We start from the raw sequence: 26,774 nt of genomic DNA, 5'->3' as shown, positions 1-26,774 counted from the left end.
ATGACGCAGCCAGAGGACTGGCCGGCCCAGCCGCGCGGGGAAGGCGACCTGACGCCGCCACCGCGACGGTCCGGTACGGCGCACCGGTAAGCCCAGCCGGTGACCGCCGGCCGCCCCGCGCACCAGGCAAGACGGCTGCGCGCAGCGCGCGATGACGCCACACGAATCCCGAGGGCCCAGCCACTCGGACACAGCCGCCTGACGCCGCCACCGCGACGGTCCCGTGCCGCGTGGCGCGGGGGTGTCACACCCACCCCTGTACACGAGCCGCCCGCCGTACTTCGCCCGCGACCTCATGACATCACCGCGTCCGCCAGCATGACCGCGGCCACCGCCAGCAGCACCGCCGCGAAGATCCGGCGCAGCGCGCTGCCCGAAAGCTTGGCCGACAGGCGTCGGCCGTCCAGCGCACCGAGAACCGCCGCTCCCGCGAACGGCCCGACGACCGCCCAGTCCAGCGCCTCCAGCGCGTCGACGCGAAGGAGCAGCGCGGCGAGGGCGTTGACGGTGATGACGAGCAGGCTCGTGCCGACCGCTTCCCGCATGCGCAGACCGACGCCGTGCACCAGTGCCGGTACGGCGAGGAAGCCGCCGCCGACGCCGAGGACGCCGGTGACCGCGCCGAGCCCCGCTCCCGCGCCCGCCGCCCTGCCCGTCCGCAACGGCCCCGCGGCCGGTTCGTCGGGCGGGGTGCCACGGAGCATGCGGAGCGCGGCGACGGCCGCCACGACGGCGAAGCCGGCCGTCAGCGCTGCCGCGGGCAACCGCCCGGAGAGGCCCGCGCCCAGCAGGGCGGGTCCGATACCGGCGGCCGCGAAGAGCAGCCCCGTGCGCAGCCGTACATGGCCGTCGCGGCTGTGCGCGAGCAGCGCGGTGAACGAGGTGACGGCCACGATCAGCAGGCTCGCGGTGGTGGCGGCGAGCGGGGAGAGGCCGAGCAGGTAGATCAGGGCGGGGACGGCGAGGATGCTGCCGCCGCCCCCGAGGGCGCCGAGCGCGAGGCCGGTCAGGGCCCCGGCGGCCAGGGCGAGGAGGAGCAGGCTCACGAGACGCTGCCGTCCCCGCCGTACGCGCCGACGACCGGCAGTCCGGCGTCCGCCCGGTCCCGCATGCCGCCGGTCACGTCCACGGCGTCGGCGCCGCGCTCCGCGAGCAGGGCGGCGGCCTGCCGTGCCCGGTTGCCCGACCGGCAGATGACGATCAGAGGCGCCCCTTGGGCGGCGTCGGGAACCGGGGCCCCGGCGGCGAGGGCGGACAGCGGGAGGCGGACGGCGCGGGACGCGTGGCCCGCCCGCCCTTCGTGGAGTTCGCGGACGTCGAGCACGACGGCCTCGGCGTGACCGCCGCCTTCGGCCGTGTGTCCGGTGCGTGCGGCGGCCTCGGGGACGCCGACGCGTCCCGGGGCGTACCGCTGATGTGGTGCGTCGACCATGTCGTCACTCATACGTGCGGACGGTGAGCCCGGCCTCGCCGGCCCGGTCGAAGCGGTCGTCCACCGCGACGACGTCACGGCCGGACGCGTCCAGCAGGGAGGCGGCGACGGCGGCGCGCAGTCCGCCGGCGCAGTGCACCCACACCTGCCCGTCGGGCACCTCGTGCAGCCGGCCGCGCAGTTCATGAACCGGTATGTGGACGGACCCGTCCACGTGACCGCGCGCCCGCTCGGAGGCGCGCCGCACGTCGAGCACGACGACACCCTCGGCCGGGTGACTCCGCGCCAGGTCGGCGAAGGTCCCGCGGGGGAAGGAGGCGGGGGTCTCACCGGGGCGCAGCCAGTCGGCGGGGCCGCCGACGGCCGCGGCGGCGGGCCGGTCGATGCCGACCCGGGTCAGCTCCCGCTGCGCGTCCGCCAGCTGGGCGGGCGTCTCGGCGAGCAGGGTGACCGGCTTGCCCCACGGGATCAGCCAGGCGAGATAGGTGGCGAGCTGCCCCTCCGCCTCGACGTTGTACGACCCCGTCACATGGCCGGCGGCGAAGGCGACGCGGTTGCGCAGGTCGACGACCCACTCCCCCGCCGCGAGCCGCGCGGCGATGTCGCCGGGGTCGGCGACGGCGGGCGGGGTGAGGTCGAGGGGCGCGGGGCCTGCGGCGTTGAGGGGCCCCATGTGCGCGTAGTACGCGGGGACGTCGTCAAGCCCGGCCAGCAGACGGGCGACGAAGGTGTCGGCGTCCGGGGCGGTGAGCGCCTCGTTGGACGCCTTCTCCTTGCCGATCGTCGTACCGCCGCCCTCCTGCTGCGAGGACGAGCAGAAGCTGCCGAAGCCGTGGGTGGGCAGCACGGCCGTCTCGTCGGGGAGTTCACCGGCGAGGCGGTGGGCGGAGGCGTGCTGGGCGCGGGCGAGCCGCTCGGTCAGCCGGGGCTCGACCAGGTCGGGGCGTCCGACGGTGCCGATCAGCAGGGAGCCGCCGGTGAACACCGCGACGGCGGCGCCGTTCTCCTCCAGCGCGTACGCGGTGTGGTGCGGGGTGTGTCCGGGGGTGGCGAGGGCGCGCAGCACCAGGCCGGCGTCCTCGTCGACGGCGGTGCGGTCGCCGTCGCACACGGGGACGCGCGGGAAGGAGACCCGCGCGCCGGCGGGGACCAGGTAGGACGCGCCGGTGAGCCGGGCGAGTTCGAGTCCGCCGGTGACGTAGTCGTTGTGCACGTGGGTCTCGGCGACGTACGCGATGCGCACCCCGCGCCGGGCGGCCGCGGCGATCATCCGGTCGATGTCGCGCGGCGGGTCGACGGCCACGGCCGTGCGGGCGCCGCCGGCCAGGTAGCCGCGGTTGCCGAGTCCCGGAACCTCGATGGTGTCCACGAAGAACACGTCTTTCTCCTTCCCATGGTGAATTACCCCCTGGGGTATGTCCTCACGGTAGCACGAGGTACCCCCGGGGGTATTTTGGAAGGGCGGCGCGCCTCCGGAGTCCAGCGGTGAGGGACGACGACCAGCGGGCAGCGGGCCTGCTGGATCATGGCGTGGGTGACGGGACCGGTCCGGGGCAGCGAGGGACGCCCGGGAATCCGGTGCCCGACGACCAGCAGCCGCGCGTCCGAGGCCGCCTTGAGCAGGGCGTCCGCGGGCTTGCCCTCGGCCACCGTCTCCAGCACCTCGACGTCGGGGTACTTGTCCCGCCACACCTGGAGCACGGCCGTCAGGAAGCGCAGCCATTCCCCGGCCCGCTCCTGGTCACCGGCCGGACCCGCGTCGGTCGCGCCGAGCGTGAGCCGGTCGGGCGCGCGCCAGGCGTGCACGGCGCGCAGCCGCGCACGGCGCCGGCGGGCCGCCTCGAAGGCGTACGCGAGCACTTCGTCGCAGGGTTCGATGACGTCCACCCCGACCACGACGTCCCGCCGCCCGTCACCGCCCGTCCCCTCCCCCGCCGCGTCCGCCCGTACGAGCACGACGGGACGTGTGGCCCGCGCGACGACGCCGAGCGAGACGGAGCCTGCGAGCAGTCCGGCGACCCGGCCCAGCCCGCGCGAGCCGAGCACCAGCGGGTCGGCCTCCTCCGCGGCCTGCGCGAGGGCGGCCGCGGCGGGGCCTTCGGCCTGGGTCTCGCGCACCCGTACGTCCGGCTGGACGGCGTGGACGCGTTCCGCCGCTCTCCGCAGCACCCTCAGAGCCAGGCGGTGGTCGGCGGTGCGGGTGGTGTCCGTGCCGGCCTGCCGCGGACGCCGTCCCGCTACGTGCAGCAGCCGCAGGCCGGCACCCCGGCGCGCGGCCTCACGGGCGCCCCACTCGGCGGCCGCGAGGCTCTCGGCGGAACCGTCGACACCGACGACGACCGGCGACTCCATGACATGCACCTTTCGCTCGGAGCGTTCCCCCGCCGACGCCCAGCGTCGCCGGGGGCGGCGGCGGGCGGGAAGGGCCACCGGGTCCCGGCCAGGGGTCCGACAGGCCCGACGGGGCACCTCGGGAATCCCGCCCCGATGGCGACATCCCGGACATCCGGGCCGTTCGGCCCTGCTCGCCCTGCCCCTGAGGCCCTGGGACCAGCCACGGTGGCCGCCGGAGGCTGGAACCAACCGCTCCTGGCGAGGGCCCCGTCCCGGCCGGCGGCACCCGACTCAGCCAGGAGGATCAGCGATGAAGGCCACCGAGGTCGGCGCCGTCATGACCAGGAACGTGGTCACCGCCGCGTACGGCACTCCGCTCAGGGACGTGGTCCGCGCGCTCGGGGAGCACCGCGTCGGCGGCCTTCCGGTGACGGACGAGGAGGACCGGGTGATCGGCGTGGTCTCCACGTCGGACCTAGCGCGTTCTCGCCCGCACCGGACGCCCGAGGGCGCCTCCGGCCCCTGGTGGGCCCGTCTCATCAGCAGGATGCCCGGCCTCCGCCGGGCCCGCACCGCGGGTGACGTGATGACCGCCCCCGCGGTCACCGTGGGGGCGCGTGCCACCGTCACGGAGGTGTCCTGGCTCATGACCGGGCACGGCGTCGAACGCCTGCCGGTGGTGGACGACGAGGAGCGGCTCGTCGGCATCGTCACGCGCGGCGACCTGCTCCGGCCGGTGCTGCGCACGGACGTCGAGATCGAGCGCGCGGTGCGCCGGGACGTCCTCGGGGCGACGCTCTGGCTGACGCCGCGGGCGCTGGCCCTGGCCGTGGAGGACGGCGTGGTGACCCTCACGGGCCGGCTGGAGAAGCGCAGCGACGCCGACGTGGCGGTGCGGGCGGCGAGCCGCATCGACGGTGTGGTCGCGGTCGTCGACCAGCTGTCGTACCGGGTCGACGACACACGTCCGGACCGGACGGCCGCCAAGGCCGAGGAGCGGGTCGCCGGGACATGACCGGTGCCGGGGCCAGGAGGTTCCTGGGTACCCGGGCCGCACGGCACGTTCCCGGGACCTTCGGCCCCGTGCCCCGCGTCCGCCGGAGTCGGACGGTGGAGAGGAAGAAGCGACCGGCACGTCCGGGCCGCCCCGGGTCGAGGAGGCAGTCATGTCGCACACCGTGGAATGGAAGACCCGCCTCTACCTCTTCGAGGAGGACGGCACGACGAAGGCGCGCGCCACCCTCGACACCGGGTCGACGACCCTCACCGGTCACGGCGCCGCCCACCGGAACCCGGCGGACCCGGACGTCCCGGAGATCGGCGACGAGCTCGCCGCGGGCCGCGCCCTGCGCGACCTGGGCGGACAGCTCCTCGACATCGCGGAACGCGACGTCGGGAACCTGGGCGCGCGAAGCGGCACGGAGAGCCGCCCGGTCCTGGGCTGGTCCCTGTGACCGACCGCACCCGAACCGGAAACCGACATCAGTCGGACACGACGCACGACAAGGAGAGGACCGATGACGCAACCGGTACGCCGCGACAGGGGTCAGATCTCCGGCTGGGCTCCCCTGCGTGAACTCGAGGAACTGCGGGCCCGCATGGACCGGCTGATGCAGACCACGTTCCCCTTCCCCGCGCGCCCGCTCTCCGAGACGGAGGAGGACCCGTGGGCGCCGCTCGCGGACGTGGAGGACACCGAGGACGCGTACGTGATGGAGCTGGAGCTCCCCGGCGTCAAGAAGGACGACGTCACGGTGGAGGTCACCGACGGCGAGCTGGACATCCACGGCGAGGTGAAGGACAAGGAGCGTACGGGCGTGCTGCGCCGGAGGACCCGCCGGATCGGCCGCTTCAGCTACCGCACCACCCTCCCCCGGAACGCCGACACGGACAAGATCACCGCGGACCTCGCCCACGGCGTCCTCACGGTCCGCGTCCCGAAGGTGGCCTCGTCGATGCCCCGCCGCATCGAGATCTCGGACTGACCGCCCGGGATCGCTTGGCGGCGGACCGCCGTGCGAGCGACGACGTATCCCCGTCCCTCCGTCGCCCGAAGGCGGCCGACGGCCGGGTCCGGCATGCCGGACCCGGCCGTCCCTCGTGAGCACGTCGTTCCGGCCGGCCCCGGTCGAGCACGGTCAGACGGGGTGTCTCCCCAGGAAGTCCAGCACTCGCTCGGCGCACGCCTCCGGCGTCTGCTCGGCGACAGGGACGTCCCAGTACTCGTTGACGGCCAGGCACTCCTGGAGGTACCTGGCCGCGGACCGCGTGTGCGAGGCGTCCTCACCAGGAACGATCAGGGCCGGCACCTCCAGCACGGCGAGGTCCTCCGGCTCCACGCCGGGCACGGTGTCGCGGTCGAAGAGCACACGGCAGGTTCCCGAGACGATCGTGAGGTAGCGGTCGAGGTCCGTCGCCGCGTACGACGCGGCGAACGCGTCGTCGCTCCGCAGCGTCGCCGCCCAGGGGCCGACGCGCGGGTCCTTGCTGAAGCCGGCGGTGCTTCCGCGGGCCAGATCGACGACTGCCTGGAGCCCGTGTTCGAGGACGTAGCCGACGTGGTGGTGGAACCGGCGCTGCTGGGCCGCGCGGTAGGTGTAGCCGCCGGCCGGGGAGAAGAGCACCATGGAGGCCACCCGGTCGGGGTGCGCGACCGCGAGCGCCGCGGCACTCGAGCAGCCGACGCAGCCGCCCATGGCGTGGGCCCTTCCGACACCGAGGTGGTCGAGCAGCCCCACCGCCTGAGTGACGTACTTCTCCCAGGAGAGGCGCTCGAGGCGACCGCTCGACCGGCCGGACTCGCGCCGGTCGAAGACGACGCATGTGTAGTGCGGTGACAGGGCGTCGATGAGCCCCAGGTTCCTGTAGCGGCCGAAGCTGGTCCAGTTCTCCAGGCTGGAGTCGAAGCCACCCGGGCTGAACATGAGCAGGGCCGGGCCACGTCCGACGGTCTCGTAGCGTGTGCGGCACCCGTTGATCTCGATGGTGGGCACGGCCCATCCCCTCCCTCTCTCGTGGTGGCTCACTGGCCGCGGATGTTCCGGCCGCCGCGGATGTCGGCGACGCACTCGGCGATCGCGTCGTACGCCACGCGCGCCACGTTGGCGTAGGTGTGGGGCTCCCGGTCGACGAACTTCGCGTTGTAGCCGATGGCCGCGGTGGACATCCGGATCCGGCCGTCGAGCCACGGGCCGCCGCCGAAGCCGCCGAGCACCGGAATGCTCACCGCCTCGACCACGGCCGGACCCACGACGGGACCGGAGTTGGTGAAGTTGAGTGCCGTCGCTCCCGCGGACTCGAGCCGTTTGGCCTCGTCGACCATCTCCTCGAGCAACTCGTCGGGGACGAAGGCGCCCTCGGCAGCGGAATAGGCGATCCCGTACTTGAGAGCCGTTTGCGGGGTGATGCCGAACTGCGCGAAGACCGGCACGCCGGCCCGTGCGACGGCCTCCACCGCTTCGGGGAAGTCGGCGGCGCCGTCCAGCTTGACCAGGTCCACCCCGGCCTCTTTCGCCAGGCGTACGGCGGCGGGCACCGCGTGACCGGTCTGCAGTGGACCGAACGGGAAATCGCAGGACACGAGCGCGTCAGCGACCCCTCGGCGCACCGCCTTGGCGACCACGAGCAGTTCGTCGAACCGGACCTCGAGCGGGTGGGACTGGCCCCACAGGTTCACACCGACGGAGTCGCCGACGGAGACGATGTCGGCGCCGGCACGATCGGCGATCTGCGCCATGTGGTAGTCCCAGGCCACGATGCAGACGCTCTTCTCGCCGGCGGCCTTCATCGCCCGGAGCTTCGGAAGAGTCATGCGGCTCATGCGCGGGTCGCCTTCAGGAGTTCGACGAGGTCGTCGGGTTCGGCCGGAACCAGCAGGATCCGGGCGTACGGACGGAGTTGGAGGAGCGCCTCGCCGGCGAGGGCGCCCGGGGTCACGACCAGGCCGGCCGTCATGATGCCGCGCGCCCCGCACTCGGCGCCGATCACGGCGACGGCGTCGGCGTTCTCACCGGTCACCGACACCATGACCACCGTGTTGGTGTCCTCGAGGACCCCGGTGAGGGCGACTTCGCCGCCCTCCACCTCGACCAGGGTCGGTCCGGGATCCCTCACGGTGAAGAAGCGGGCCTGCCCCCACTCGAGGGCAGCCGCCTCCCGGACGATCCCGGCCGCCACCTCGTCGAGGGCGACGACCCGCGTGTTCCGGGCGGAAGCCAGCGGATGGTCGATCCGGAACGCCGCTTCCTCGGAGGTGGCGGCCCGGGCGCAGGAGCTCGGGCCGACCGGGACGGAGAGTTTCTCGAAACCCGCCATGGTTCAGACCGTCGTGTGCGGCTTGGACGGCTCGGCGATCATCGCGTCGCCGATGCCGTCGACGAAGGACCGGTCTGCCGGGAGCACGATCGCCACTGAGCGCACCCTCTGGTCCTGCGGGCGGTTGCCGACCGGCTCGACGCCCTGCTGGAGCGCCTCGGCGGCCTTCCTGAGCTTCTGGCGGGCCTTGATGATGCCCGCGTCGGTGGCGACGAGGCGCTCCTTGGTGCGGTCGACGACCGGTCCCATCGACTCCTGCAGCGAGGAGTCCTGAAGGGCGATGCCGACGATGCCGGAGTAGGTCTCGCCGCGCCGTTGTGCCTCGCGGTCCATGAGGTAGTCGTTGTCCTTGTTGGCGAGCGGGCGGTACGCCTCGTCGTTCGCGCTGTGGACGCCGAAGCCGGCACGCATCGCGGCGATCTCGTCCTCGGTGAGCTTCCGGGTCGGGTGGTAGTCGAACGTCCAGGCCCAGCAGTTCCCGTCGTCGATCGGCACCCAGAAATGGCCGTGCACCGGATGGTCGCCACGCGGCGGGACCATGGTGAAGTTGGGAAGCACCCACGGGGTGACACGCCAGTAGTAGTGCCCCTCCTCCGCGTTGCGGCGGGCGCCGATCAGCAGACCGCCTTCGTAGTCGACGACCTCGAAGTACGGCTTGAGATCACGCTTGTTGTAGAGGTTGCCCTTCGAGCCCTTGAAGAGCGGATCGGTGTCGATGTTGCCGCCGTGCAGGAAGGTGACGTGACTGGAGTCGATGCCGCCCTCCAGGGCCTGGAGCCAGTTGCACTCCTGAAGCCGCTTGGAGGTGAAGACGTGCCCCTCGGGGACCGTGTAGGCCTCCCACTCCGGTTCCGGGGGCTGGGCCGCCGGATCGCCGAGGTAGGCGAAGAGGACGTCGCCACGTTTGACCATCGGGTACGACTTCAGCTTCACGTTGGCACAGAAGTTGCTGTTCTCGGGCTCGCTCGGGACTTCGACGGCCTGGCCCGTGACGTCGTACTTCCAGCCGTGGTACGGGCAGCGGAGGCCGCCCTGCTCGTTGCGGCCGAACCACATCGAGACACCGCGGTGCGCGCAGAACTCGTCGATGAGGCCGTAACGGCCGTCGGTGTCACGGAAGGCGATGAGCCGCTCGGAGAGGACCTTCACGCGCACCGGCGGGCAGTCGTTCTCGGGCAACTCCTCCGCCAGCAGGACCGGTTGCCAGTAGCGGCGGAAGAGGTCCCCCATGGGAGTGCCGGGGCCGGTCCGGCAGAGGAGGTCGTTGATCTCGGGACGCAGCATGGTGTTCCTTCCGGGGCGAGCGCGGTGAACGTGCGGACGGATCAGGGCTGGGTGGGCGGCACGTCGACGACGAGGCCGTCGAGCTTGTCGCTGAGCGTGATCTGGCAGGCGAGGCGCGAGCAGTCCCGTGGCTCGGAGACGCCCATGTCGATGAGGTCGGCCTCGAGATCGCCCGGCTTTCCGACAGCGTCCCGGTACTCGTCGCGGACCCAGACATGGCAGGTGGCGCACGAGTTGTTTCCGCCGCACTCGCCGACGATGCCGGGGACCCCGTTCTGGAGCGCGGTGCTCATGACGTTCTCCCCGACAGCGGCGTCCACGGCGCGCTCGACGCCGTCACTGCCCACATACACGACCTTCGGCACGGGAACCTCCTGAGGGCGAATGGCCTAACAATTATGCCTCTAGACCATCCGCGCCCGTCAACCGGTCACTTCGATGACCGCGGCCGACGCCGCGGACCCGCCGCGGTCCGGAGGGTGACGGGTGAACTCCCGCCAGAGGCCTGGGCGATCGGACGCGTCGGCGCGAACGACTGCCCCACCGAGAGCGCACCCGTGACGCGCCTCGCGGCGATGGTATACGTTTGGTCAGTCCATTGCGCCAATAGTGCCATCGGGAGACCCCATGACAGAGACCGTGCTGGCGGCCGTGCGGACGGCGCCGGCGACCACCGAGCTGCGCCGATTCGCGAAACCGCAGCTCGACGCCGATTCGGCCCTCCTCAAGGTCGAGGTGGCGGGCATCTGCGGCACCGACGTGAAGCTCTACAAGAACCCGCCCGCGACCAGGGCGACACAGGGGCCCGTGATCATGGGTCACGAGAACGTGGGCGTGATCGCCGAGGCGGGGAAGAAGTTCAAGGCGCGCCATGGGCTGCAGGAGGGCGACCGGGTCTTCGTCGAGCACTACGTCACGTGCTTCACCTGCGAGTGGTGCAGAATCGGCGAGTACCGCCACTGCGAGGCCACCGACTGGCGCACGAACGACGACGCCCGCCGCTTCGGCTACACCTCGGCCGGCAACCCCGGCACTCTGTGGGGCGGCTTCTCGGAGTACATGTTCCTGCCGTGGAACGCCGTGCTCCACAAGATTCCCGACACCGTCACCGCCGAAGAGGCCGGCCTTGTGATGCCGCTCTCCAACGGCATCGAGTGGGCGCTCCTCACCGCGGGTGTCGGGTACAACGACACGGTCCTGATCCAGGGCCCGGGCCAGCAGGGCCTCGCGCAGCTGGTCGCGGCCAGGCAGGCCGGCGCGTCGCAGATCATCGTCTCCGGCACGACCCGCGACCGGGCGCGCTTCGAGCTCGCCAGGGAGCTCGGGGCGGACGACGTCGTCGACGTCCTCACCGAGAACCCCCGGGAGAAGATCATGGACCTGACCGGCGGACGCGGCGTCGACCACGTGCTCGACTGCACCTCGCGCGCCGGCACGGCGCCGGTCCTGCTCGGCGTCGACGTCCTGAAGCGCCGCGAGGGCACGCTGCTCATCCAGGGGGAGCTGGCCGCGTTCCCCGACTTCCCCGTCAAGCTGATCACCGAGAAGGCGATCACCATCAGGTCGGCGCGCGGCCATTCGTTCCGCGCATGCGAACTCGCCGTCGCCCAACTGGCCTCGCACCGGTACCCGCTGGAGAAGCTGGCGACGCACCGTTACGGCATCGACCAGGTCGACCACGCGCTCCGCGTGCTGGCCGGCGAGACCGACGAGGACGCGATCCACGTCTCGATGATGCCCGAGCTGGTCGGCCGGCCCGGCGGGAGGGTCCGCTGATGGCCGGCCTTGTCGTCACCGGTACGCCCCGCGCCGACCTGGCCGTGGCCGACGCCCTCTCGGCGTACGGAGTGGCCACCGTCCATGAGGCCCAGGGCCGCACAGGCCTGCTCGGCTCGCACCTGGGCCCGGTCTGGCCCGGTGCCCGCACCGCCGGTACCGCGGTCACCGTGACCGTCGCCCCCGGGGACAACACGACGATCGCTGTGGCGATGGAGCAGTGCCGGCCGGGCGACGTCCTCGTCGTCGTGCCGACCGCGCCGTGCGACATGGGCTACTTCGGCGACCTGCTGGCCACCTCGGCGATGGCGCGCGGTGTGCGGGGCCTCGTCATCGAGGCCGGGGTGCGTGATGTGGCCGACCTGAGGGAACTGGGCTTCCCCGTCTGGTCCAAGGCCGTCTCGGCGGAGGGCACCGTCAAGGGCACCCTCGGGGACGTCAATGTCCCGATCGCCATCGCCGGACAGATCGTCGAACCGGGTGATGTGATCGTCGCCGACGACGACGGCGTGGTCCGGGTCGGGCGGCTGAAGGCGGCCGAGGTGCTGGCAGCGTCGAAGGCGCGTGAGCGGAAGGAGGCCGGTTCGCGTGCCCGGTACGCGGCCGGCGAGATCGCCCTCGACGTCAACGACATGCGCCCGCTGCTGCGGAAGGCAGGCATCCGCTACGTCGACCACGCGACGTATCTGAAGGAGCGGACGCGATGATCATCGACGTCCACGGCCACTACACGACGGCTCCGCGAGAGCTGCGGGACTTCCGTGACGCCCAGTTGGCGGGTGAGCCGGCATCCATGGCCCCGATCAGCGACGACCGGCTTCGCCAGTCGGTCGAGGACAACCAACTCCGCGTCATGCGCGAGCGCGGCGGCGACCTGATGCTCTTCTCCCCGAAGGCCTCGGGCATGGAACACCACGTTCCCGACCCCTCCGTGGCCAACGCGTGGGCGCGGGTCTCCAACGACGTGGTCCACCGGGTCGCGAAGCTCTTCCCGGGGCGCTTCGCGCCGGTCGCGCAGCTTCCCCAGACACCGGACGGCAACCTTCCCGGCGTACTCGCGGAGGTGCGGCGTACCGTCGGGGAGCTTGGTTTCGTCGGCGTGAACCTCAATCCGGACCCGTCGGGCACATGGGCCGGCAGGCCGATGACCGACGCCTCGTGGTTCCCGGTGTACGAGCTGCTCGAGGAGTTGGACGTCCCGGCCATGGTGCACGTCTCGACGGCGTGCAACCCCAACTTCCACACCCTCGGCGCGCATTACCTGAATGCCGACACCAGCGTGTTCACGCAGCTGCTCCAGGGTGACGTCTTCCGGCGGTTCCCGGGGCTGCGGCTGGTGATCCCGCACGGGGGCGGTGCGGTGCCGTACCACTGGGGGCGCTACCGCGGTCTGGCCATGCGCAACGGCTGGCAGGATCCGTCGGCACTGCTGTCGAACGTCTTCTTCGACACCTGCGTCTACCACCAGCCGGGCATCGACCTCCTGCTCGGCGTCCTGCCCACCGAGAAGGTGCTCTTCGCCTCGGAGATGCTCGGCGCTGTCCGCGGGGCCGACCCCTCCTCGGGCGTGGCGTGGGACGACACGCTCGTCTACGTGAAGGACGCCGGCCTCTCGGACGAAGCGCTGGCGGACGTCCTCACCAACAACGCTCTGCGTGTCTACCCCCGCCTGGCCGCCTGGACTTCGCCGGCCGGGTGAGCCCCCGCGACGGGTGACGGGCGCCCCCTCACCGCCGTCCGAGGGGAAACGGCCCGCCCCTGGGAAGAGGGCGAGAAAACCGGCGCACTCTTCCAGGGGCAGCACCCTTCGCGACGCCCGCGCGCGGTCGGAGGGCGCCCGTTCAGTCAGCCGTCGACCCGCGAGGCGGTGCGCTGCAGGTGGGCCTTCATGATCGCCTCGGCCGTGGCCAGGTCGCGGCTCTGGATGGCGAGCACGAGTTCGCGGTGCTCGTCGCTCCCTTGCCGCCCCATCAGCGGCGCGCTCACCTTCGCTTCGCGGAGCGACATCAGCATCGGCCCGTGAAAGCTGTGGATCAGCATCGTCAGGGCCGGGTTGTGCGCGCATTCGGCGAGCCGGACGTGGAAGGCCGCGGACATCCCCACGTCATACGTGCCGGCCTCGAGGGCGGCCTGGCCTTCGTCGGTGAGCCGCAGGAGGTCGGCGATGTCCTCGGCGGTGGCCCGTTCGATGATCAGGGGCAGGGCGCTCGTCTCCACGACCATCCGCGCCTCGGTGACATTGGCGGCGGTCAGGGCGGAGAGGCTCAGCAGGTCGGCGAGCCCCTCCCCGAGGCGTTCGGTGGACGGCGCGGTGACGAAGGCGCCGCCGCGTGCGCCGACCCGGACGGCGACGAGCCCGCTCGCCTCAAGGACTCGAAGGGCCTCACGGATCGTCACCCGGCTCACACCGAACTGCTCACAGAGATCCCGCTCGCTCGGCAGGCGGTCCCCCGGGGTGAGTTCGCCGTCACGAATGAGCAGTTTGACCCGATCGACGATCACCTGCGAAACGCGCGACATGCTGACGGGGCTGAACAGACCGGTCTTCGGGCTGCGGTTCCCGTCGTCGGCAGTCGTCATGCGAAGTCCCTTTGTCGAAGTCATGCATCGAGGCGTTGTCAAGTGGTCATGTGAATCTACCACTCTAATGGTCTGACCTGCAGGCCTCCGAGGTAGCGCGCGCGACCGCGACAAGACCCCTCCCAGGCTGCCCGCCGGCGTGGGCGCCGCCGGGCCACGGGGTGCGACTCCTTCGCTTCCGGTCGCAGCCCCCCGGAACCGTTGACCGGCCCGAAGCCTCGACAGTACCATCACAATGATTAGACCATTAAGCCAAGGAGTGACGAGTGACTGACGACGCGTTGACCCCTGAGCATGCGAAGGAGGGCGGGGCCGCGGAGGACGCACGCCTCGCCGGCCTCTACCACAGCAAGAAGGACCGCGTTTTCGTGCGCGGGATCCAGGGCGAGTACAACCTCGATGCGGAGCTTGCCCGGCTGCGGTCGATGCCCCGGGTCCGCAAGGCCTCCGAAATCAAGTTCGTGGACGGACCGCAGGCCTACAGCCGGCACTACGTCGAGCCGAAGGACGGCATCAGCCAGCTCTTCCACCTGCACCTGGAGGAGTACGGACCGGGAGGCAAGTCGCAGAAGCACGGACACGTGAACGAAGCCGCGTTCTACATCCTCGACGGCGTCGGCTACGAGGTCCACGACGGGATCCGCTACGACTGGAAGGCCGGAGACGTCGCGATCGTGCACAACAACTGTGTGCACCAGCATTTCAACGCCTCGGCCGAGAAGCCCGCGCGCGCACTCGTCCTCAAGACCAAGCCCATGTACCTGTTCATGAACATGCTCTTCCAGAAGCAGGTCGAGCCGCGGCAACTCGAGCCCACCCCGGAGGGCGTCGGCTTCGAGGCCCGCGAGGAAGAGGACGACTTCAACCACCCGGAAGGGGGCTACTGACATGGCGTGGGACGAGGCCGGGGCCTGGATCGCCGGCGCCGAGAGGGCGCCGCTCTACCGGAAGCTGCTCGACGACGCGGCGGCGGCACCCGAACGGAACGCGGGGCGGCGCAAGATCCTGCACCCGGAGGACATGCCGTGGGAGATGTCCCGTCAGGGCCTGCTCAAGCATCTCCTGAACGAGGACATGAACACCCGGATGGAGACCGTCGACGCCTACATGCAGATCATCCCGCCCGGGAGCCGGTCGGGTAAGCACCGCCACCTGGCCGAGGAGTGTCTGTACGTCGTGGAAGGGCGGGGGTACGACCTCCACCAGGACTGCGACGTCGAGATCACCGACACGTACCACTGGAAGCCGCAGGACGAGGTGCAGCGCTTCGAATGGGAAGCGGGCGACGTCATCTACGTGCCGCCGAACACGATCCACCAGCACTTCAACGCGGACCCGGAGCGTCCTGCGCGACTCATCTCGGCGATCAACAGGATCTTCAAGCACTCGGGACTGAACGACCTGGAGCAGCTCGAGGACGCGCCCGAGTACGACCCGGACGTCGTGCTCGACGCCGACACCATCCGTGACTACCTCCGCCCACGGGCACCGTCCTGAGACGGGTCCGGCAGGTCGGCCGCCGGAACGCCGGAGCGCCGGCCTTCAGCGGATTCGAAGGAAAGGCGCCCGGCCGGGGTTCTCCGGCCGGGCGCCTCTCGTGGGTCCGCAGCCCGTTCCGCAGCCCACCGGTCCACCGCTGCCCGGACCGGCTGCGGCCGAGCCGGCTGCTTGCCCGCGTCAAGCCACGCGGACCACAAGATCCCTCAACGGGACGTCCACGTCGGCGGCCCGTTCCATCGGTAGTGAGCCGCCGGTGTCGAGGACTCTCTTCACGAGCATGTAATCGCGGGGGGCGTTGACGGCGTTCACCGCGACGACCTCGCCTTCGCGGAAGTAGAGGACCGAGAACCTCTCCGAGGCCGGCTCCCCGCGGACCACCACGGCGTCATGGCCGGCGCTCAGGCCAGCGATCTGGAGCTTGATGTCGTCCTGGTCCGACCAGAACCACGGCACGGCCGCGAGCGGCGTGGGCGAACCGGCGAGAGTGGCCGCCGCGGTACGCGCCTGGGCGATCGCGTTGGCCACCGACTCGATCCGGACCGGCCGGCGGTCGCCCGCGTCGAGGGCTGTGCAGTCACCCGCGGCCACGACGTCGGGGTTGCTGGTGCGGCCGTACGCGTCGACGACGATGCCGGCTTCGCAGCGGAGGCCGATCCGCTCGGCGATCTCGGTGCGGGCGACCAGCCCGATGCCGACGAGAACGAGGTCGGCGGGAACGCTCGTGCCGTCGGAAAGGGCCACGGAGGTGACCGAACTGCCGTCGCCCTCGAAGCCGATGACGCCGCGTTCGAGAAGAACCCTGCTTCCACGGCGTTGGTGAGCGGCCAGATAGAACTCCGACATCACGGGCGCGACGGCACGTGCGAGGAGCCTGTCGAGCGCCTCGACGACGACGACCTCCTTGCCCAGCGCCCGCGCGACCGCTGCGGCCTCGAGGCCGATGAAGCCTCCGCCGACGACCACGACGTTGCGTGCGGTCTTGAGGGCGCCCCGGAGACGCACCGCGTCGTCGAGGTCACGGAGGTAGAGGACACCGTCGAGGTCCGCACCGGGGATCGACAGCCGGCGCGGCGTGCCGCCCGTGGTGAGCGCGAGCCGGCCGAAGTCGAAGGTACGGCCGGAGCGCGTGACCGCGGTGCCCGAGCCGTCCCGGTCGAGGACGACGTCCGCGACCCACTCGCCGGTGACCACGTCGATGTCGTAGCTGCGGTAGTACTCCGCGGAGCGGAGCAACAGGCTCTCCTCGGTCGCCTTGTCCGCGAGGAAAGCCTTCGACAGGGGCGGCCGCTGGTAGGGAAGGTGCGGCTCCGCGCCGACGAGCGTCACCGGGGCGGTGCTCCCCCTCTCGCGCAACGAGGTGGCGACCTGAGCGCCCGCCTGGCTGGCGCCGACGATGAGAATCCCGGGGTCCGGCATGGGCCAACTCCTAGTCACGGTTTTGGTCATACCATTGAACCATGATGGAAGGTGAAGCAGAAGCACCTGTGCCGCCGGCCGGTTCGCACTCAACACCTGCCCCTGCGACCCCTATGGACTTATGGACTGACCATGCTACCTTTCCGCGCATGGTCCTACCTCAGCTCACGACAGTGACCCGCACTCAGGGCAACAACGAGGCGCTCAAGACGGGGGCGGTCGCCCCCCGCGGCTTCCGCTTCGAGTTCGAGGAAGTTCCCGTACTCGTCCAGGCGTTCCGGCGCATGGTGCGGGGGCTGGAGTTCGATGTCAGCGAGATGGCGCTGACCACCTACCTGGTCGCCAAGGCGCACGGAGCGCGGTTCACCGCCGTCCCCGTCTTCCTGGTGCGCGGGTTCCACCACGGCGCGGTCCACCACGATCCCGCATCGGCCATCCGCACCCCCAAGGCCCTGGAGGGCCGCAGGGTCGGAGTCAGCCGGGGCTACACGGTGACCACGGGGGTCTGGGCGCGTGCCGTGCTCCAGGAGGAGTACGGCGTCGACCTCGACAAGGTCACATGGGTGCTCTCCGGTGACGAACACGTGGCGTCGTACCGTTCCCCGGCCAACGTGGTCCCCATGGAGCCCGGCGGTTCCCTGGAGGACATGGTGCTCGCCGGCGAACTGGCCGCCGTCATCGGCCCCAAGCCGGCCTCCCCCGCCCTGGCGCCTCTGATCCCGGATGCCGAGGAGGCAGGCTTCACCGCCCTTCGGGAGCGTTCGCTGTACCCCATCAACCACCTGATCGTCATCCGCGACGCGCTGCTGAGGGAACAGCCCGAACTGGGGGCGCTGGTCTTCGACGCCTTCGCCCGCGCCAAGCAGCTCTACGTGGACCGGTTGCGCGTCGGAGCCGTCGATTCGCCGACCGCCACCGACCGCATGTACCAGCGGGTCCTGGAGACGACCGGCGCGGACCCGCTGCCGTACGGCGCCGAGCCGAACCGGGCCATGCTGGAGCAGCTGATGCGGCATGCGGTGGACCAGCGCATCATCGACCGGCCGGTGCCGCTGGAGACGCTGTTCGCGGAGAGCACGCTCGGCATGGTCGCCTGACCCCCGCTCCCGTCCTCCGCCGAAGGGAACCGTATGCGTATCGCCATCGCCGCCGACCACAACGGACGCGCCCTCAAGGCCCGGCTCGTCGACCGGCTGTCGGCACAGGGACACACCGTCGACGACCGCGGCAGTCATGCCGAGGAACCGGTCGACTACCCCCCACTGTGCGCGGAGGTGTGCCGGCAGGTCACGGGGGGACACGCCGACCGCGGGATGATTCTCGGCGGGAGCGGCCTCGGAGAGACCATCGCCTGCAACAAGGTCCACGGGATACGGGCGGGGCTCTGCCACGACCTGTGGAGCACCCGCGTCTCCCGCGGGAACAACGACTCCAACGTGCTCGTCCTCGCCGCGAAGATCCTCTCGCTCCGGGAGGCGGAGGACATCGTGGAGGCCTGGCTGACGACACCCTTCAACGGCGGTGTGCACGCCCGGCGGCTCGAGCAGATCGCCGCGCTCGAACGAGAGTCCGTGCGGCACTGAACGCCGGGCCCGGACGCGACCCCCCTCCCCCGGACGATGCCCCATTACCAGCTCCCCCCGTGCGCCTGGTCGTCGCCCACCCCGACCCGCTCACGAGGGCATGCCGGCCGTGAACAGCCCCACTGCCATGCCGCTGCGGAACGACCTCACAAGGGCCGGATCCGCTCGTTCGCGGCGGCTGCCACCTGGCCCGAGGACGGCCTCAAGGGCCGTCGCGGACACGGCCGCTGAGGGATTTCGATCTCCCCGTACGACTCGTTGACGCCCCTACATGGTGGACTTATGGTTCTACCAATACAACCAGCGCACGTCACGTCGCGCTAGCCGATCAGGAAGGGCCGGCACATGGCCGAGGGTGCGCTCGCACGTGACTCCGCGGCGGCGAAGCCCGCCACAGCGAGGCACCTTCCCCTGATCGGCGCGGGGTCGGCACGGGGCCGCGGAACGACCGTTCCCCTACGCACCGCAACGACACGGTAACGTTTTTGACAGATGGTTAGACCATAATACCTAACCGCTGTTTCATACAGGGACCGGCCCCGTACGGACACCGACAGGCCACCGTCCCGCGCCGGGCATCCCCCGCCTCACCGTCAGCGCGACGGCAGCCCGTCCCCACCGTCCGACTCGCAGTTCCCCCTCGGTCAACCACCTCGTCCAAGGAGCGTGCGATGCGTCAGTTCGCCCTCGTCGGCGGCGTCTTCGTCACGGTCCCGCCGACGGTGCGGCCGTGGACGAGGCGTCCAGCGGGGTGCGAGTCCCAGCGGGCGCCACCCGCGACCTCCCCAGGACCGTGAGCGACACCGTGAACGGAACACCGCCTACGACGCGCTGCCGCGCGGCGTCCCTACGGCGGGTTGACCGCAGTCCCCTTCCCGCCCCTCTTCAGGAGCACTGCATGAGGACCACCCGTACCACCACGCTCGCCCTGGCAGGCCTGCTGATCGCCGCCACCGCCACCGGGTGCGGCAGCGCTGTCACCACCTCGTCGGCCGGGACGAAGGCCAACGACTTCTACGCGCAGATCGCCGGCCTCCCCAAGGACCAGCAGGTCGCCAAGGCCACGGAAGTCGCCCGGACGGAAGGCGACACCCTCTCGCTGTACACCTCGATGACCTCGGACGTCGCCACGCCGGTGACGCAGGCCTTCGAGAAGAAGTACGGCATCAAGGTCAACGTCTTCCGGGGCACCTCCGAGACCGTCCTGCAGCGGACCCTCCAGGAGGTCCAGGCAGGCAAGGCCGGCGCCGACGCTCTGGAAACCAACTTCGCGGAGCTGATGGCCCTGGCCGACAACGACTTCCTCGCGGACTTCAACGGCGCGGCCCTCGACAAGGTGGACTCCACGGCCAAGTTCCCGCAGTGGACAGCGACCCGTCTCAACGTCTTCCAGCCCGCCTGGAACACCGACCTGGTCAAGCCCGCCGACGAGCCGCACAGCTGGGAGGACCTGGCGCTGCCCAAGTACAAGGGCAAGCTGACCCTCGAGGTCAGCGACAGCGACTGGTACGCGAACGTCACCAAGTACTGGCTGGATCACGGCAAGTCGCAGGCCGAGGTGGACTCGCTGTGGCAGGACATCGCCGCCAACTCCAAGGTGGCCAAGGGTCACGTCACGATGATGCAGTTCCTCTCCGCCGGCCAGTCGGCGATCCAGGCGATGAACTACACCTACATCACCGACCACGCCATCGCGGCAGGTGCCCCCGTCACGCACCTGCCCAGGAGCGGCGTGTCGAAGATCCCCGCGTTCCCCCGGCCCAACGGCGTCGCCATGGTGAAGAACGCACAGCGCCCGGCCTCCGCCTGGCTCTTCTATCACTTCATGCTCACCGACGGCCAGAAGGAACTGGTGAAGCTCAAGCTCACCCCGTCGACGAAGGTGCCCGGCGACAAGAGCCTGCAGGGCATCACCCTCGTGCCCTTCGACGTCGAAGGTGTCAGCAGAGACGCCGCCCACTGGGACAAGAAGTACGACGCGCTGCTGCGCAGCGCGGGCAAGTCGGGGAAGTGACCGCCGATGAGCCTCACCTCCACGACCACGGCCACGCGGGACGACGGTCCCGCATCCCGCCCCGGACCGGAGCACCGGTTCCGTAGGAAAGGACCCGTCCACCGGCTCCTGCGCCTGATACGGCGTCCGCTGTCCCTCCAGGGCCTGCTGGTCGGCGCCACGGTGATCGTGGTCGGCTACCTCGCCCTTGTGCCTCTGGGCTACCTGATCCACGACACCTTCCTGAGCGCCGACGGCAGCGGCGTCTCCCTCGACGCCTTCGCGCGGGCCTACGGGGGCGACTCCCACGCCGGCGAGATGATGCTCAACTCCCTCTGGTTCGCCATAGGTTCGGCTGCTCTGGCGCTCCTCCTGGGCACCGTCCTGGCGTATGTGCAGGTGCGGACGGACACCCCCTTCAAGGGGCTCTTCTTCGCGGCGTCGCTCGTACCGCTCATCGTGCCCGGCATCCTCTACACCACGGCGTGGATCTTTCTCGCGGATCCGTCGACCGGACTGCTCAACTCCCTGCTTTTCACGCCCCTGTTCGGCTCCTCCCCTCTCAACATCTACAGCATCTGGGGCATGATCTGGGTGCAGGGGCTGCACCTCGCCCCGGTGGCGTTCCTGCTGATGGTGGCCGCCTTCCGGGCGATGGACCCCTCGCTCGAGGAATCCGCCGCCATGTCGGGGGCCGGCCGGCTCACGGTCCTACGGCGCATCACCATGCCCCTGCTGCGGCCGGCGATGATCTCCTCGGCCCTGCTGATGTTCATCCAGTCCCTGGAGAGTTTCGAGGTGCCGGGACTGCTCGGGCTGCAGAACGGCATCTACGTCTTCACCAGCCGGATCTACTTCGTCCTGCGTTCCTACCCGATCGACTACGGGGCCGCCGGGGCCTACGCCATCGGCCTGCTCGTGATCGCGGTGATCGGGGTCCTGCTCTCCAGCTGGCTCCAGCGCTCCTCGCGCAACTACCAGACCGTCGGCGGCAAGGCGTTCCGCCCCCGTCCGGTCGAACTGGGCCGGGCACGGGCGTTCGTGGGCGCCGGGGTGATCCTCTACTTCCTGGTCACCGTGATCCTGCCGGTCGGCGTCCTCGTCTACGCGTCGCTGCTGAAGTACTACGCCGCACCGACCCGCGAGACGCTCGGCCGGCTCACGCTGGACAACTACCGTGCCGTCTTCACCCAGCCCTTCGCGCTCACCGCGTTGAAGAACTCGCTCGTCCTGGGCGTCGGCGCGGCGACGGTCGTGATGCTCCTCGCCTCGATCGTCGCCTGGGTCGTGCTGCGCACCAAGGCCCCGGGCCGTCGGATCCTCGACCTCCTCGCCTTCACACCCATCGTGATCCCAGGTCTCGTCCTCGGTCTCGCGCTGGCCTTCGTCTACCTGCGCATGCCGCTGCCCGTCTACGGCACGCTGCTGATCCTGCTGATCTCCTACTGCACGCGGTACCTGCCGTACGGCATGCGGTACGCGTCGTCCGCCATGGCGCAGATGTCGCCCGAGCTGGAGGAGTCGGCGGCGGTGTCCGGCGCGTCCTGGTTCCAGACCTTCCGCCGGGTGCTGCTTCCGCTGATGAGCGGCGGCATCCTGGCGGGCTGGGTCTACATCCTGATCGTCTCGTTCCGTGAACTGTCCAGCACCATCCTGCTCTACAGCCCCGGCAAGGAGGTGCTGTCGGTGCTGATCTGGGAGCAGTTCGAGAACGGCCAGTTCACCACCCTTGCCGCCCTGGGCGTCTGCATGGTCACCCTGCTCGTCCTCCTCGTCGCCATTGCCTACCGCCTGGGCGCCCGCTTCGGGCTGCAGAGCGACTCCGCGAACTGATCGAAGGGACCTTCAGCGATGTTGACGGTCGAATCTCTCAAGAAGAGTTACGACGACACGACCAAGCGCTCCTCCAAGCGCCCGTCCGACACGGGCACACGCGTGTACGCGGTCGGCGGGGTCGACTTCGAGGTGCAGGCGGGCGAGCTGTTCACCCTGCTCGGTCCCTCCGGCTGCGGAAAGACCACCACTCTGCGGGCCGTGGCAGGCCTGGAGCGCCCGACGGAGGGCCGGGTGACGCTCGGCGGGACCGTACTTTTCGACTCCGAACACGGCATCAACGTCCACGCCAACCAGCGCGGGCTCGGCATGGTCTTCCAGTCGTACGCGATCTGGCCGCATCTGTCGGTCTTCAAGAACGTCTCGTTCCCGCTGGAAGTGATGCCCCGCGCCAAACGCCCCGGCCGCAAGGAGATCCAGGAGCGGGTCGAGCACGCCCTGGACGTCACCGAGCTGGGCGCCTACTCCTCCCGGCCGGCCACCAAGCTCTCCGGCGGCCAGCAGCAGCGGCTGGCCCTGGCCCGCGCCCTGGTGACCCGGCCCGAGCTGATGCTGCTGGACGAACCGCTGTCCAACCTGGACGCCAAGCTGCGCGAGACCATGCGGTTCGAGCTCAAGCGGCTCCAGCGTGAGCTGAACCTCACCGCGATCTACGTGACGCACGACCAGGCCGAGGCCCTGGTGATGTCCAGCCGGATCGCGGTGATGAACAAGGGCCGTGTCGAGCAGATCGGCAAGCCCCGCGAGATCTACACCAAGCCGGCCACGCGTTTCGTTGCCGAATTCATCGGCACGTCCAACTTCATGGAGGCCAAGGTCGTCTCCGTGTCGGGCAGTGAGGTGCGGGTCGACACGGCCCAGGGACGGCTCGTCGCCCGCGGCGTGGAGGCGGCTCCCGCGGTCGGCGACACGGTGCTCATCTCCATCCGTCCCGAGTGCGTCGACCTGTCCCGCGAGCGACGGGGCGACGTCCCCAACGAGTGGGCGGGCACGGTCCTCACCCGCGCCTTCATGGGCGACGTCGTCGACCACATCGTGGGAGTCGGCGACCTGGAGATCCACAACCGCTCCAACCCCAATCTGTCGATCGCACCGGGCACCGAGGTGTACTTCTCGGTCGACCCGGACAAGGTGATCCTCGTCCCGCTCGACTGACCGACGGCGAGGCCCGAGGTACCGCGCCCCTGGGATGGGGACGACATCGACCGGCTGGACCGGCGCTGCCGCGGTGTGTCCGGTCGCGGTCACGGCGCGGCCGCCGGCGTGGGCCGCGCCGTCCGACCGGTCCGACCGGCGGGCGCCGACCCGCCGTGGTGCGGCGCGAACGGCTCACGCGAGGCGTTCGCGCGGCTCGACCCCTCGCGCGAGCCGGTGTTCCTGGGCCTCGTCGCCGGCGCCGCGGAGCCCGGTCCTCGCTACTTCCGGCCGCGCTTCACCCGGGACTGGGTCCGCTTCAGGTGGGTGCGCATGATCTCCGTCGCGGCCTCCGCGTCGCGTGCCGCGATGGCCTCGACGAAGCCGCGGTGCTCCTTCACGCCTTGCCGCCCCATCTTCGGTTCGACGCTCTGCGCCTCGCGCAGGCTCATGAGCAGCGGTCCGTGGAAGGACTGCACGAGCATCTCGATCCCGCCGTTGTGCGTGCAGGCGGCGACCCGGGTGTGGAAGTCCGCGGACATCTCCATGGTGTAGGTGCCCTGCTTGATCGCCTCGGCGTGCTGGTCACACAGCGCGCGGAGCTCGTCGAGGTCCTCCTCGGTGGCTCGTTCGACGATGAGCGGCACGATGCCGAGCTCGAACACGAGGCGGGCCTCGGTGACCTCCGCGGCGGTCACCGGCGACAGCGACAGCAGGTCGGCGAGCCCCTCTCCGACCTGGCGGGAGGACGGCGACGTCACGAACGCGCCGCCGCGGGCACCGAGCCGGATCTCGACCAGCCCGGCGGCCTCCAGGCTGCGCAGCGCCTCCCGTACGGTCACCCTGCTCACACCGAACTGGGTGCACAGATCGCGCTCACTGGGCAGCCGGTCACCGGGCTGGAGCCGCTCCTCCCTCAGGAGCGTCCGGATCTGGTCGACGATCAGCTGAGAGACACGGCTCGAGGTGACCGTCTTGAACAGCCCCCCGCCGGGGGCGGCCGGCCTGCCGCCGTTCTCTGCTTCCGTCTCAGCGCGCTGAGCCTGGCTGGATGGCATGGACGCATTCTTCCACGCGCTACCGCCCGCGTGGTGCCCCCGGTACCGCAGCTCGACGTCAGACCAACAGAATCTGTGGATCGGTGCGTCGTCCGGCCGCCGCGCCCGCACGGCACGGACGAGGGCCTGGCGCGCCAAGGCGCCGGTGTGCCCCCCGACACGGTTTCTGGCGGACCGGGGCGCGCCCATGACGCCCTCGCACGTGCCCTTCGCTGCCCCAAGGCCGATACTGCCCACAAGGGCACTTCGGCCGAGATCCGTCCGGCCGTCCGCTCTACCGGATGCCCGTCACGGAAGTCAGTATGAAGTCAGCATCAGTACCGCGAGAAACCGCTCCGGACCGCCGCGGGCCGCCAAGGTCACTGCTCTCCCGAAACTAGCTGTGACCAGCGAAAACGCTGGTCCACGAATCGACTGACGCCTTTCCCAGGAGGTACCCATGAAGATGCTGATCAACGTTCCGGAGACCGTGGTGGCGGACGCGCTGCGCGGTATGGCGGCGGCCCATCCCGAGCTGACGGTGGACGTGGAGAACCGGGTGGTGGTCCGCAAGGACGCCCCGGTGGCGGGCAAGGTGGGCCTGGTCTCGGGCGGCGGTTCGGGGCACGAGCCGCTGCACGGCGGGTTCGTGGGCCCCGGCATGCTGTCGGCGGCCTGTCCCGGCGAGGTGTTCACCTCCCCGGTGCCCGACCAGATGGTGCGGGCCGCGGCGGCCGTGGACAGCGGCGCCGGGGTGCTGTTCATCGTGAAGAACTACACCGGCGACGTGCTCAACTTCGACATGGCGGCCGAGCTCGCCGAGGACGAGGGCGTGCAGGTCGCGAAGGTGCTGGTCAACGATGACGTGGCGGTGACCGACAGCCTGTACACGGCGGGCCGCCGCGGCACCGGGGCGACGCTGTTCGTGGAGAAGATCGCGGGCGCGGCGGCCGAGGAGGGGCAGCCGCTGGAGCGGGTGACGGCGCTCGCGAAGCAGGTGAACGAGAACTCCCGCAGTTTCGGTGTGGCGCTCAGCGCGGTCACCACGCCCGCCAAGGGCACGCCGACGTTCGACCTGCCGGCCGGTGAGCTGGAGCTGGGCATCGGCATCCACGGCGAGCCGGGCCGCGAGCGGCGCCCGATGATGACGTCCGGCGAGATCGCCGACTTCGCCGTCGGCGCGATCCTCGACGACCTCACCCCGCGCAACCCGGTGCTGGTGCTGGTCAACGGCATGGGCGCCACGCCGCTCCTCGAGCTGTACGGCTTCAACGCCGAGGTGCAGCGGGTGCTCTCCGAGCGCGGCGTCCCGGTCGCCCGGGTCCTCGTCGGCAACTACGTCACGTCCCTGGACATGGCGGGCGCGTCGGTCACCCTCTGCCAGGTCGACGAGGAGCTGCTGCGCCTGTACGACGCGCCGGTGAGTACGCCCGGGCTGCGCTGGGGTATGTGATCCACACCGGGACAGATCCACACCGGGGCGGGCGTCCCGGTCACCTACCACGCGAGGAGTTCCCGTGCTGGACGCCGACTTCTTCCGCCGTTGGATGACGGTCACCGCCGCATCCGTGGACCGCGAGGCGGAGCGGCTCACCGCCCTCGACTCGGAGATCGGGGACGCCGATCACGGCAGCAATCTGCAGCGCGGATTCCGGGCGGTGAAGGACGCGCTGGACAAGGAGCCGCCCGCCACGCCCGGCGCGGTGCTCACCCAGGCCGGACGCCTGCTGGTGTCCACGGTGGGCGGCGCGTCAGGGCCGCTGTACGGGACGCTGCTGCGCCGCACCGGCAAGACGCTGGGCGAGGCCGCCGAGGTGGACCGGCAGCAGCTGGCCGAGGCGCTGCGGGCCGGTGTGGACGCCGTGATGAAGCTGGGCGGTGCGGCACCGGGCGACAAGACGATGATCGACGCGCTGCTCCCCGCGGTGGACGCGCTCGGCGAGTCGTTCACGGCGGCGCGGGACGCCGCGCGGGACGGCGCGGTCGCGACGACGCCGATGCCGGCCCGCAAGGGGAGGGCGAGCTATCTGGGCGAGCGCAGCATCGGGCACCAGGACCCCGGGGCCACCTCGTCGGCGTTGCTGATCGCCGCGCTGCTGGACGCCGGGCCCGGCGAGGCGGACGCGGGCGGCGGTGAGTGAGGTGAGCGACGAGAAGCTGGTCGGGATCGTCCTGGTGTCGCACAGCGCGGCGGTCGCGGCCTCCGTGGCGGAGCTGGCGCAGGGGCTCTCCGGCGGGGGCGCGTCGGTGCCGGTCGCTCCCGCGGGCGGCACGGAGAGCGGCGAGCTCGGCACCAGCGCGGAGCTGATCGCCGCGGCGGCGGCTTCCGTGGACCGGGGCGCGGGCGTCGCGGTGCTGACCGACCTGGGCAGCGCGGTGCTCACCGTGAAGGCGCTGCTGGCGGAGGGCGGCGAACTCCCGGAGAACACGCAGCTGGTGGACGCGCCGTTCCTGGAAGGCGCGGTGGCCGCGGTGGTCACCGCCTCCACCGGCGCGGACCTCGCCGCGGTGGCGGCGGCTGCCTCGGAGGCGTACGGCTACCGGAAGGTGTGAGGGCG

At 71.0% G+C, this 26,774-nt stretch carries 28 protein-coding genes; 16 read left to right on the top strand and 12 right to left on the bottom strand.

All coding sequences use genetic code 11. From position 1 onward, the window contains the following. Window positions 1-293 precede the first annotated feature (293 nt). Genes ACQY0Z_RS20955 through ACQY0Z_RS20940 form a run of 4 tightly spaced genes read right to left on the bottom strand, consistent with a single transcriptional unit; the run spans window position 294 to window position 3,784 of the window. A complete protein-coding gene (locus ACQY0Z_RS20955) occupies window positions 294-1,046 on the bottom strand; it encodes a sulfite exporter TauE/SafE family protein (RefSeq protein WP_347225750.1) in 753 nt (250 codons plus the stop codon). Further along, window positions 1,043-1,444: a rhodanese-like domain-containing protein gene (locus ACQY0Z_RS20950; RefSeq protein ID WP_439812659.1), complete on the bottom strand. Its 402-nt coding sequence runs from the start codon at window positions 1,442-1,444 to the stop codon at window positions 1,043-1,045. Before ACQY0Z_RS20950 ends, ACQY0Z_RS20955 begins: the two co-directional genes overlap by 4 nt. After that, window positions 1,437-2,810, bottom strand: a complete 1,374-nt coding sequence (locus ACQY0Z_RS20945) for a rhodanese-like domain-containing protein (RefSeq protein WP_254586176.1) — start codon at window positions 2,808-2,810, stop codon at window positions 1,437-1,439. Before ACQY0Z_RS20945 ends, ACQY0Z_RS20950 begins: the two co-directional genes overlap by 8 nt. A 23-nt stretch (window positions 2,811-2,833) precedes the next feature. After that, window positions 2,834-3,784 carry a universal stress protein gene (locus ACQY0Z_RS20940; RefSeq protein ID WP_439812658.1) on the bottom strand — a complete coding sequence of 317 codons (951 nt, stop codon included), beginning with the start codon at window positions 3,782-3,784 and terminating at the stop codon, window positions 2,834-2,836. A gap of 292 nt (window positions 3,785-4,076) precedes the next feature. Here ACQY0Z_RS20940 and ACQY0Z_RS20935 point away from each other — a divergent pair, with 292 nt between their 5' ends. The 3 genes from ACQY0Z_RS20935 to ACQY0Z_RS20925 all read left to right on the top strand — a co-directional run bounded on the left by ACQY0Z_RS20935 (window position 4,077) and on the right by ACQY0Z_RS20925 (window position 5,751). Continuing rightward, complete coding sequence (locus tag ACQY0Z_RS20935; RefSeq protein ID WP_189902060.1) at window positions 4,077-4,781, top strand: CBS domain-containing protein; 705 nt, start codon at window positions 4,077-4,079, stop codon at window positions 4,779-4,781. A 151-nt stretch (window positions 4,782-4,932) separates the two neighbouring features. Further along, window positions 4,933-5,220 (top strand): DUF1876 domain-containing protein, encoded by a 288-nt coding sequence (locus ACQY0Z_RS20930; protein ID WP_189902062.1) that lies wholly within the window; start codon window positions 4,933-4,935, stop codon window positions 5,218-5,220. Window positions 5,221-5,283: 63 nt separating this feature from the next. Continuing rightward, window positions 5,284-5,751: an Hsp20/alpha crystallin family protein gene (locus ACQY0Z_RS20925; RefSeq protein WP_189902064.1), complete on the top strand. Its 468-nt coding sequence runs from the start codon at window positions 5,284-5,286 to the stop codon at window positions 5,749-5,751. 153 nt (window positions 5,752-5,904) lie between these two features. Here the strand turns inward: ACQY0Z_RS20925 and ACQY0Z_RS20920 are convergent, their stop codons facing one another. The 5 genes from ACQY0Z_RS20920 to ACQY0Z_RS20900 are packed head-to-tail and all read right to left on the bottom strand — an operon-like array spanning window position 5,905 to window position 9,729. Beyond that, the gene (locus ACQY0Z_RS20920; RefSeq protein WP_381729014.1) at window positions 5,905-6,759 is read right to left on the bottom strand and encodes an alpha/beta fold hydrolase; all 855 of its coding nucleotides are present in this window, start codon (window positions 6,757-6,759) and stop codon (window positions 5,905-5,907) included. 29 nt (window positions 6,760-6,788) lie between these two features. Then, entirely contained in the window at window positions 6,789-7,577 is a 789-nt protein-coding gene (locus ACQY0Z_RS20915) for a 3-methyl-2-oxobutanoate hydroxymethyltransferase (RefSeq protein ID WP_189902163.1), read from the bottom strand. 5 nt (window positions 7,578-7,582) lie between these two features. Continuing rightward, complete coding sequence (locus ACQY0Z_RS20910; protein WP_347225746.1) at window positions 7,583-8,080, bottom strand: 3-methyl-2-oxobutanoate hydroxymethyltransferase; 498 nt, start codon at window positions 8,078-8,080, stop codon at window positions 7,583-7,585. A 3-nt stretch (window positions 8,081-8,083) separates the two neighbouring features. Beyond that, window positions 8,084-9,364 (bottom strand): aromatic ring-hydroxylating dioxygenase subunit alpha, encoded by a 1,281-nt coding sequence (locus ACQY0Z_RS20905; RefSeq protein WP_439812657.1) that lies wholly within the window; start codon window positions 9,362-9,364, stop codon window positions 8,084-8,086. 41 nt (window positions 9,365-9,405) lie between these two features. Further along, the gene (locus ACQY0Z_RS20900) at window positions 9,406-9,729 is read right to left on the bottom strand and encodes a 2Fe-2S iron-sulfur cluster-binding protein (RefSeq protein ID WP_189902072.1); all 324 of its coding nucleotides are present in this window, start codon (window positions 9,727-9,729) and stop codon (window positions 9,406-9,408) included. Window positions 9,730-9,991: 262 nt separating this feature from the next. Here ACQY0Z_RS20900 and ACQY0Z_RS20895 point away from each other — a divergent pair, with 262 nt between their 5' ends. Genes ACQY0Z_RS20895 through ACQY0Z_RS20885 form a run of 3 tightly spaced genes read left to right on the top strand, consistent with a single transcriptional unit; the run spans window position 9,992 to window position 12,839 of the window. Further along, a complete protein-coding gene (locus ACQY0Z_RS20895) occupies window positions 9,992-11,140 on the top strand; it encodes a zinc-dependent alcohol dehydrogenase (RefSeq protein ID WP_439812656.1) in 1,149 nt (382 codons plus the stop codon). Then, window positions 11,140-11,847: a 4-carboxy-4-hydroxy-2-oxoadipate aldolase/oxaloacetate decarboxylase gene (locus ACQY0Z_RS20890; RefSeq protein WP_189902075.1), complete on the top strand. Its 708-nt coding sequence runs from the start codon at window positions 11,140-11,142 to the stop codon at window positions 11,845-11,847. The genes ACQY0Z_RS20895 and ACQY0Z_RS20890 overlap by 1 nt, the downstream gene beginning before the upstream one ends. Further along, entirely contained in the window at window positions 11,844-12,839 is a 996-nt protein-coding gene (locus ACQY0Z_RS20885; RefSeq protein WP_254586170.1) for an amidohydrolase family protein, read from the top strand. Before ACQY0Z_RS20890 ends, ACQY0Z_RS20885 begins: the two co-directional genes overlap by 4 nt. A 146-nt stretch (window positions 12,840-12,985) precedes the next feature. On the opposite strand, the gene ACQY0Z_RS20880 is transcribed toward ACQY0Z_RS20885, so the two are convergent. After that, window positions 12,986-13,720: a FadR/GntR family transcriptional regulator gene (locus tag ACQY0Z_RS20880; RefSeq protein ID WP_254586169.1), complete on the bottom strand. Its 735-nt coding sequence runs from the start codon at window positions 13,718-13,720 to the stop codon at window positions 12,986-12,988. 266 nt (window positions 13,721-13,986) lie between these two features. On the opposite strand from ACQY0Z_RS20880, the gene ACQY0Z_RS20875 reads away from it, so the two are divergent. Next, a complete protein-coding gene (locus ACQY0Z_RS20875; RefSeq protein ID WP_439812655.1) occupies window positions 13,987-14,607 on the top strand; it encodes a cupin domain-containing protein in 621 nt (206 codons plus the stop codon). Between the two features lies 1 nt (window position 14,608). Then, complete coding sequence (locus ACQY0Z_RS20870; protein WP_439812654.1) at window positions 14,609-15,217, top strand: cupin domain-containing protein; 609 nt, start codon at window positions 14,609-14,611, stop codon at window positions 15,215-15,217. A gap of 180 nt (window positions 15,218-15,397) precedes the next feature. Here the strand turns inward: ACQY0Z_RS20870 and ACQY0Z_RS20865 are convergent, their stop codons facing one another. Beyond that, the gene (locus tag ACQY0Z_RS20865) at window positions 15,398-16,636 is read right to left on the bottom strand and encodes an NAD(P)/FAD-dependent oxidoreductase (protein ID WP_439812653.1); all 1,239 of its coding nucleotides are present in this window, start codon (window positions 16,634-16,636) and stop codon (window positions 15,398-15,400) included. A gap of 173 nt (window positions 16,637-16,809) precedes the next feature. Here ACQY0Z_RS20865 and ACQY0Z_RS20860 point away from each other — a divergent pair, with 173 nt between their 5' ends. The 5 genes from ACQY0Z_RS20860 (at window position 16,810) to ACQY0Z_RS20840 (ending at window position 23,200) form a co-directional block, all read left to right on the top strand. Continuing rightward, window positions 16,810-17,733 carry an ABC transporter substrate-binding protein gene (locus ACQY0Z_RS20860; protein ID WP_254586167.1) on the top strand — a complete coding sequence of 308 codons (924 nt, stop codon included), beginning with the start codon at window positions 16,810-16,812 and terminating at the stop codon, window positions 17,731-17,733. 33 nt (window positions 17,734-17,766) lie between these two features. After that, entirely contained in the window at window positions 17,767-18,219 is a 453-nt protein-coding gene (locus ACQY0Z_RS20855) for an RpiB/LacA/LacB family sugar-phosphate isomerase (protein ID WP_381727823.1), read from the top strand. A gap of 898 nt (window positions 18,220-19,117) precedes the next feature. Continuing rightward, window positions 19,118-20,233: an ABC transporter substrate-binding protein gene (locus ACQY0Z_RS20850; RefSeq protein WP_189902085.1), complete on the top strand. Its 1,116-nt coding sequence runs from the start codon at window positions 19,118-19,120 to the stop codon at window positions 20,231-20,233. Between the two features lie 6 nt (window positions 20,234-20,239). Beyond that, window positions 20,240-22,045 carry an ABC transporter permease gene (locus tag ACQY0Z_RS20845; RefSeq protein WP_189902086.1) on the top strand — a complete coding sequence of 602 codons (1,806 nt, stop codon included), beginning with the start codon at window positions 20,240-20,242 and terminating at the stop codon, window positions 22,043-22,045. Window positions 22,046-22,063: 18 nt separating this feature from the next. Then, window positions 22,064-23,200, top strand: coding sequence for an ABC transporter ATP-binding protein (locus ACQY0Z_RS20840; RefSeq protein WP_189902089.1), 1,137 nt, complete (start codon window positions 22,064-22,066; stop codon window positions 23,198-23,200). A 260-nt stretch (window positions 23,201-23,460) separates the two neighbouring features. Here the strand turns inward: ACQY0Z_RS20840 and ACQY0Z_RS20835 are convergent, their stop codons facing one another. Then, window positions 23,461-24,237, bottom strand: a complete 777-nt coding sequence (locus tag ACQY0Z_RS20835) for an FCD domain-containing protein (RefSeq protein WP_198427677.1) — start codon at window positions 24,235-24,237, stop codon at window positions 23,461-23,463. A 439-nt stretch (window positions 24,238-24,676) separates the two neighbouring features. On the opposite strand from ACQY0Z_RS20835, the gene dhaK reads away from it, so the two are divergent. The 3 genes from dhaK (at window position 24,677) to ACQY0Z_RS20820 (ending at window position 26,769) form a co-directional block, all read left to right on the top strand. Then, window positions 24,677-25,669: a dihydroxyacetone kinase subunit DhaK gene (dhaK, locus tag ACQY0Z_RS20830; protein ID WP_189902091.1), complete on the top strand. Its 993-nt coding sequence runs from the start codon at window positions 24,677-24,679 to the stop codon at window positions 25,667-25,669. 64 nt (window positions 25,670-25,733) lie between these two features. Then, complete coding sequence (gene dhaL, locus ACQY0Z_RS20825) at window positions 25,734-26,357, top strand: dihydroxyacetone kinase subunit DhaL (RefSeq protein ID WP_189902093.1); 624 nt, start codon at window positions 25,734-25,736, stop codon at window positions 26,355-26,357. A 1-nt stretch (window position 26,358) separates the two neighbouring features. Then, entirely contained in the window at window positions 26,359-26,769 is a 411-nt protein-coding gene (locus ACQY0Z_RS20820) for a PTS-dependent dihydroxyacetone kinase phosphotransferase subunit DhaM (RefSeq protein ID WP_439812652.1), read from the top strand. The last annotated feature ends 5 nt before the right edge of the window (window positions 26,770-26,774 follow it).

The sequence above is a fragment of the Streptomyces sp. P9-2 genome (assembly GCF_051903975.1).
GTDB classification, from domain to species: Bacteria; Actinomycetota; Actinomycetes; order Streptomycetales; family Streptomycetaceae; genus Streptomyces; species Streptomyces cellulosae.
Note: the sequence above shows the minus strand (reverse complement) of the source record. Positions and strands in the feature narration are given on the sequence as shown.

Excerpts from the sequence above, each read along its gene's own strand:
- ACQY0Z_RS20950 (WP_439812659.1), bottom strand. The coding sequence starts at position 1,444 with ATGAGTGACGACATGGTCGACGCACCACATCAGCGGTACGCCCCGGGA.
- ACQY0Z_RS20940 (WP_439812658.1), bottom strand. The coding sequence starts at position 3,784 with ATGGAGTCGCCGGTCGTCGTCGGTGTCGACGGTTCCGCCGAGAGCCTC.
- ACQY0Z_RS20935 (WP_189902060.1), top strand. The coding sequence starts at position 4,077 with ATGAAGGCCACCGAGGTCGGCGCCGTCATGACCAGGAACGTGGTCACC.
- ACQY0Z_RS20930 (WP_189902062.1), top strand. The coding sequence starts at position 4,933 with ATGTCGCACACCGTGGAATGGAAGACCCGCCTCTACCTCTTCGAGGAG.
- ACQY0Z_RS20925 (WP_189902064.1), top strand. The coding sequence starts at position 5,284 with ATGACGCAACCGGTACGCCGCGACAGGGGTCAGATCTCCGGCTGGGCT.
- ACQY0Z_RS20915 (WP_189902163.1), bottom strand. The coding sequence starts at position 7,577 with ATGACTCTTCCGAAGCTCCGGGCGATGAAGGCCGCCGGCGAGAAGAGC.
- ACQY0Z_RS20910 (WP_347225746.1), bottom strand. The coding sequence starts at position 8,080 with ATGGCGGGTTTCGAGAAACTCTCCGTCCCGGTCGGCCCGAGCTCCTGC.
- ACQY0Z_RS20905 (WP_439812657.1), bottom strand. The coding sequence starts at position 9,364 with ATGCTGCGTCCCGAGATCAACGACCTCCTCTGCCGGACCGGCCCCGGC.
- ACQY0Z_RS20895 (WP_439812656.1), top strand. The coding sequence starts at position 9,992 with ATGACAGAGACCGTGCTGGCGGCCGTGCGGACGGCGCCGGCGACCACC.
- ACQY0Z_RS20890 (WP_189902075.1), top strand. The coding sequence starts at position 11,140 with ATGGCCGGCCTTGTCGTCACCGGTACGCCCCGCGCCGACCTGGCCGTG.
- ACQY0Z_RS20885 (WP_254586170.1), top strand. The coding sequence starts at position 11,844 with ATGATCATCGACGTCCACGGCCACTACACGACGGCTCCGCGAGAGCTG.
- ACQY0Z_RS20880 (WP_254586169.1), bottom strand. The coding sequence starts at position 13,720 with ATGACGACTGCCGACGACGGGAACCGCAGCCCGAAGACCGGTCTGTTC.
- ACQY0Z_RS20870 (WP_439812654.1), top strand. The coding sequence starts at position 14,609 with ATGGCGTGGGACGAGGCCGGGGCCTGGATCGCCGGCGCCGAGAGGGCG.
- ACQY0Z_RS20865 (WP_439812653.1), bottom strand. The coding sequence starts at position 16,636 with ATGCCGGACCCCGGGATTCTCATCGTCGGCGCCAGCCAGGCGGGCGCT.
- ACQY0Z_RS20855 (WP_381727823.1), top strand. The coding sequence starts at position 17,767 with ATGCGTATCGCCATCGCCGCCGACCACAACGGACGCGCCCTCAAGGCC.
- ACQY0Z_RS20850 (WP_189902085.1), top strand. The coding sequence starts at position 19,118 with ATGAGGACCACCCGTACCACCACGCTCGCCCTGGCAGGCCTGCTGATC.
- ACQY0Z_RS20845 (WP_189902086.1), top strand. The coding sequence starts at position 20,240 with ATGAGCCTCACCTCCACGACCACGGCCACGCGGGACGACGGTCCCGCA.
- ACQY0Z_RS20840 (WP_189902089.1), top strand. The coding sequence starts at position 22,064 with ATGTTGACGGTCGAATCTCTCAAGAAGAGTTACGACGACACGACCAAG.
- ACQY0Z_RS20835 (WP_198427677.1), bottom strand. The coding sequence starts at position 24,237 with ATGCCATCCAGCCAGGCTCAGCGCGCTGAGACGGAAGCAGAGAACGGC.
- dhaK (WP_189902091.1), top strand. The coding sequence starts at position 24,677 with ATGAAGATGCTGATCAACGTTCCGGAGACCGTGGTGGCGGACGCGCTG.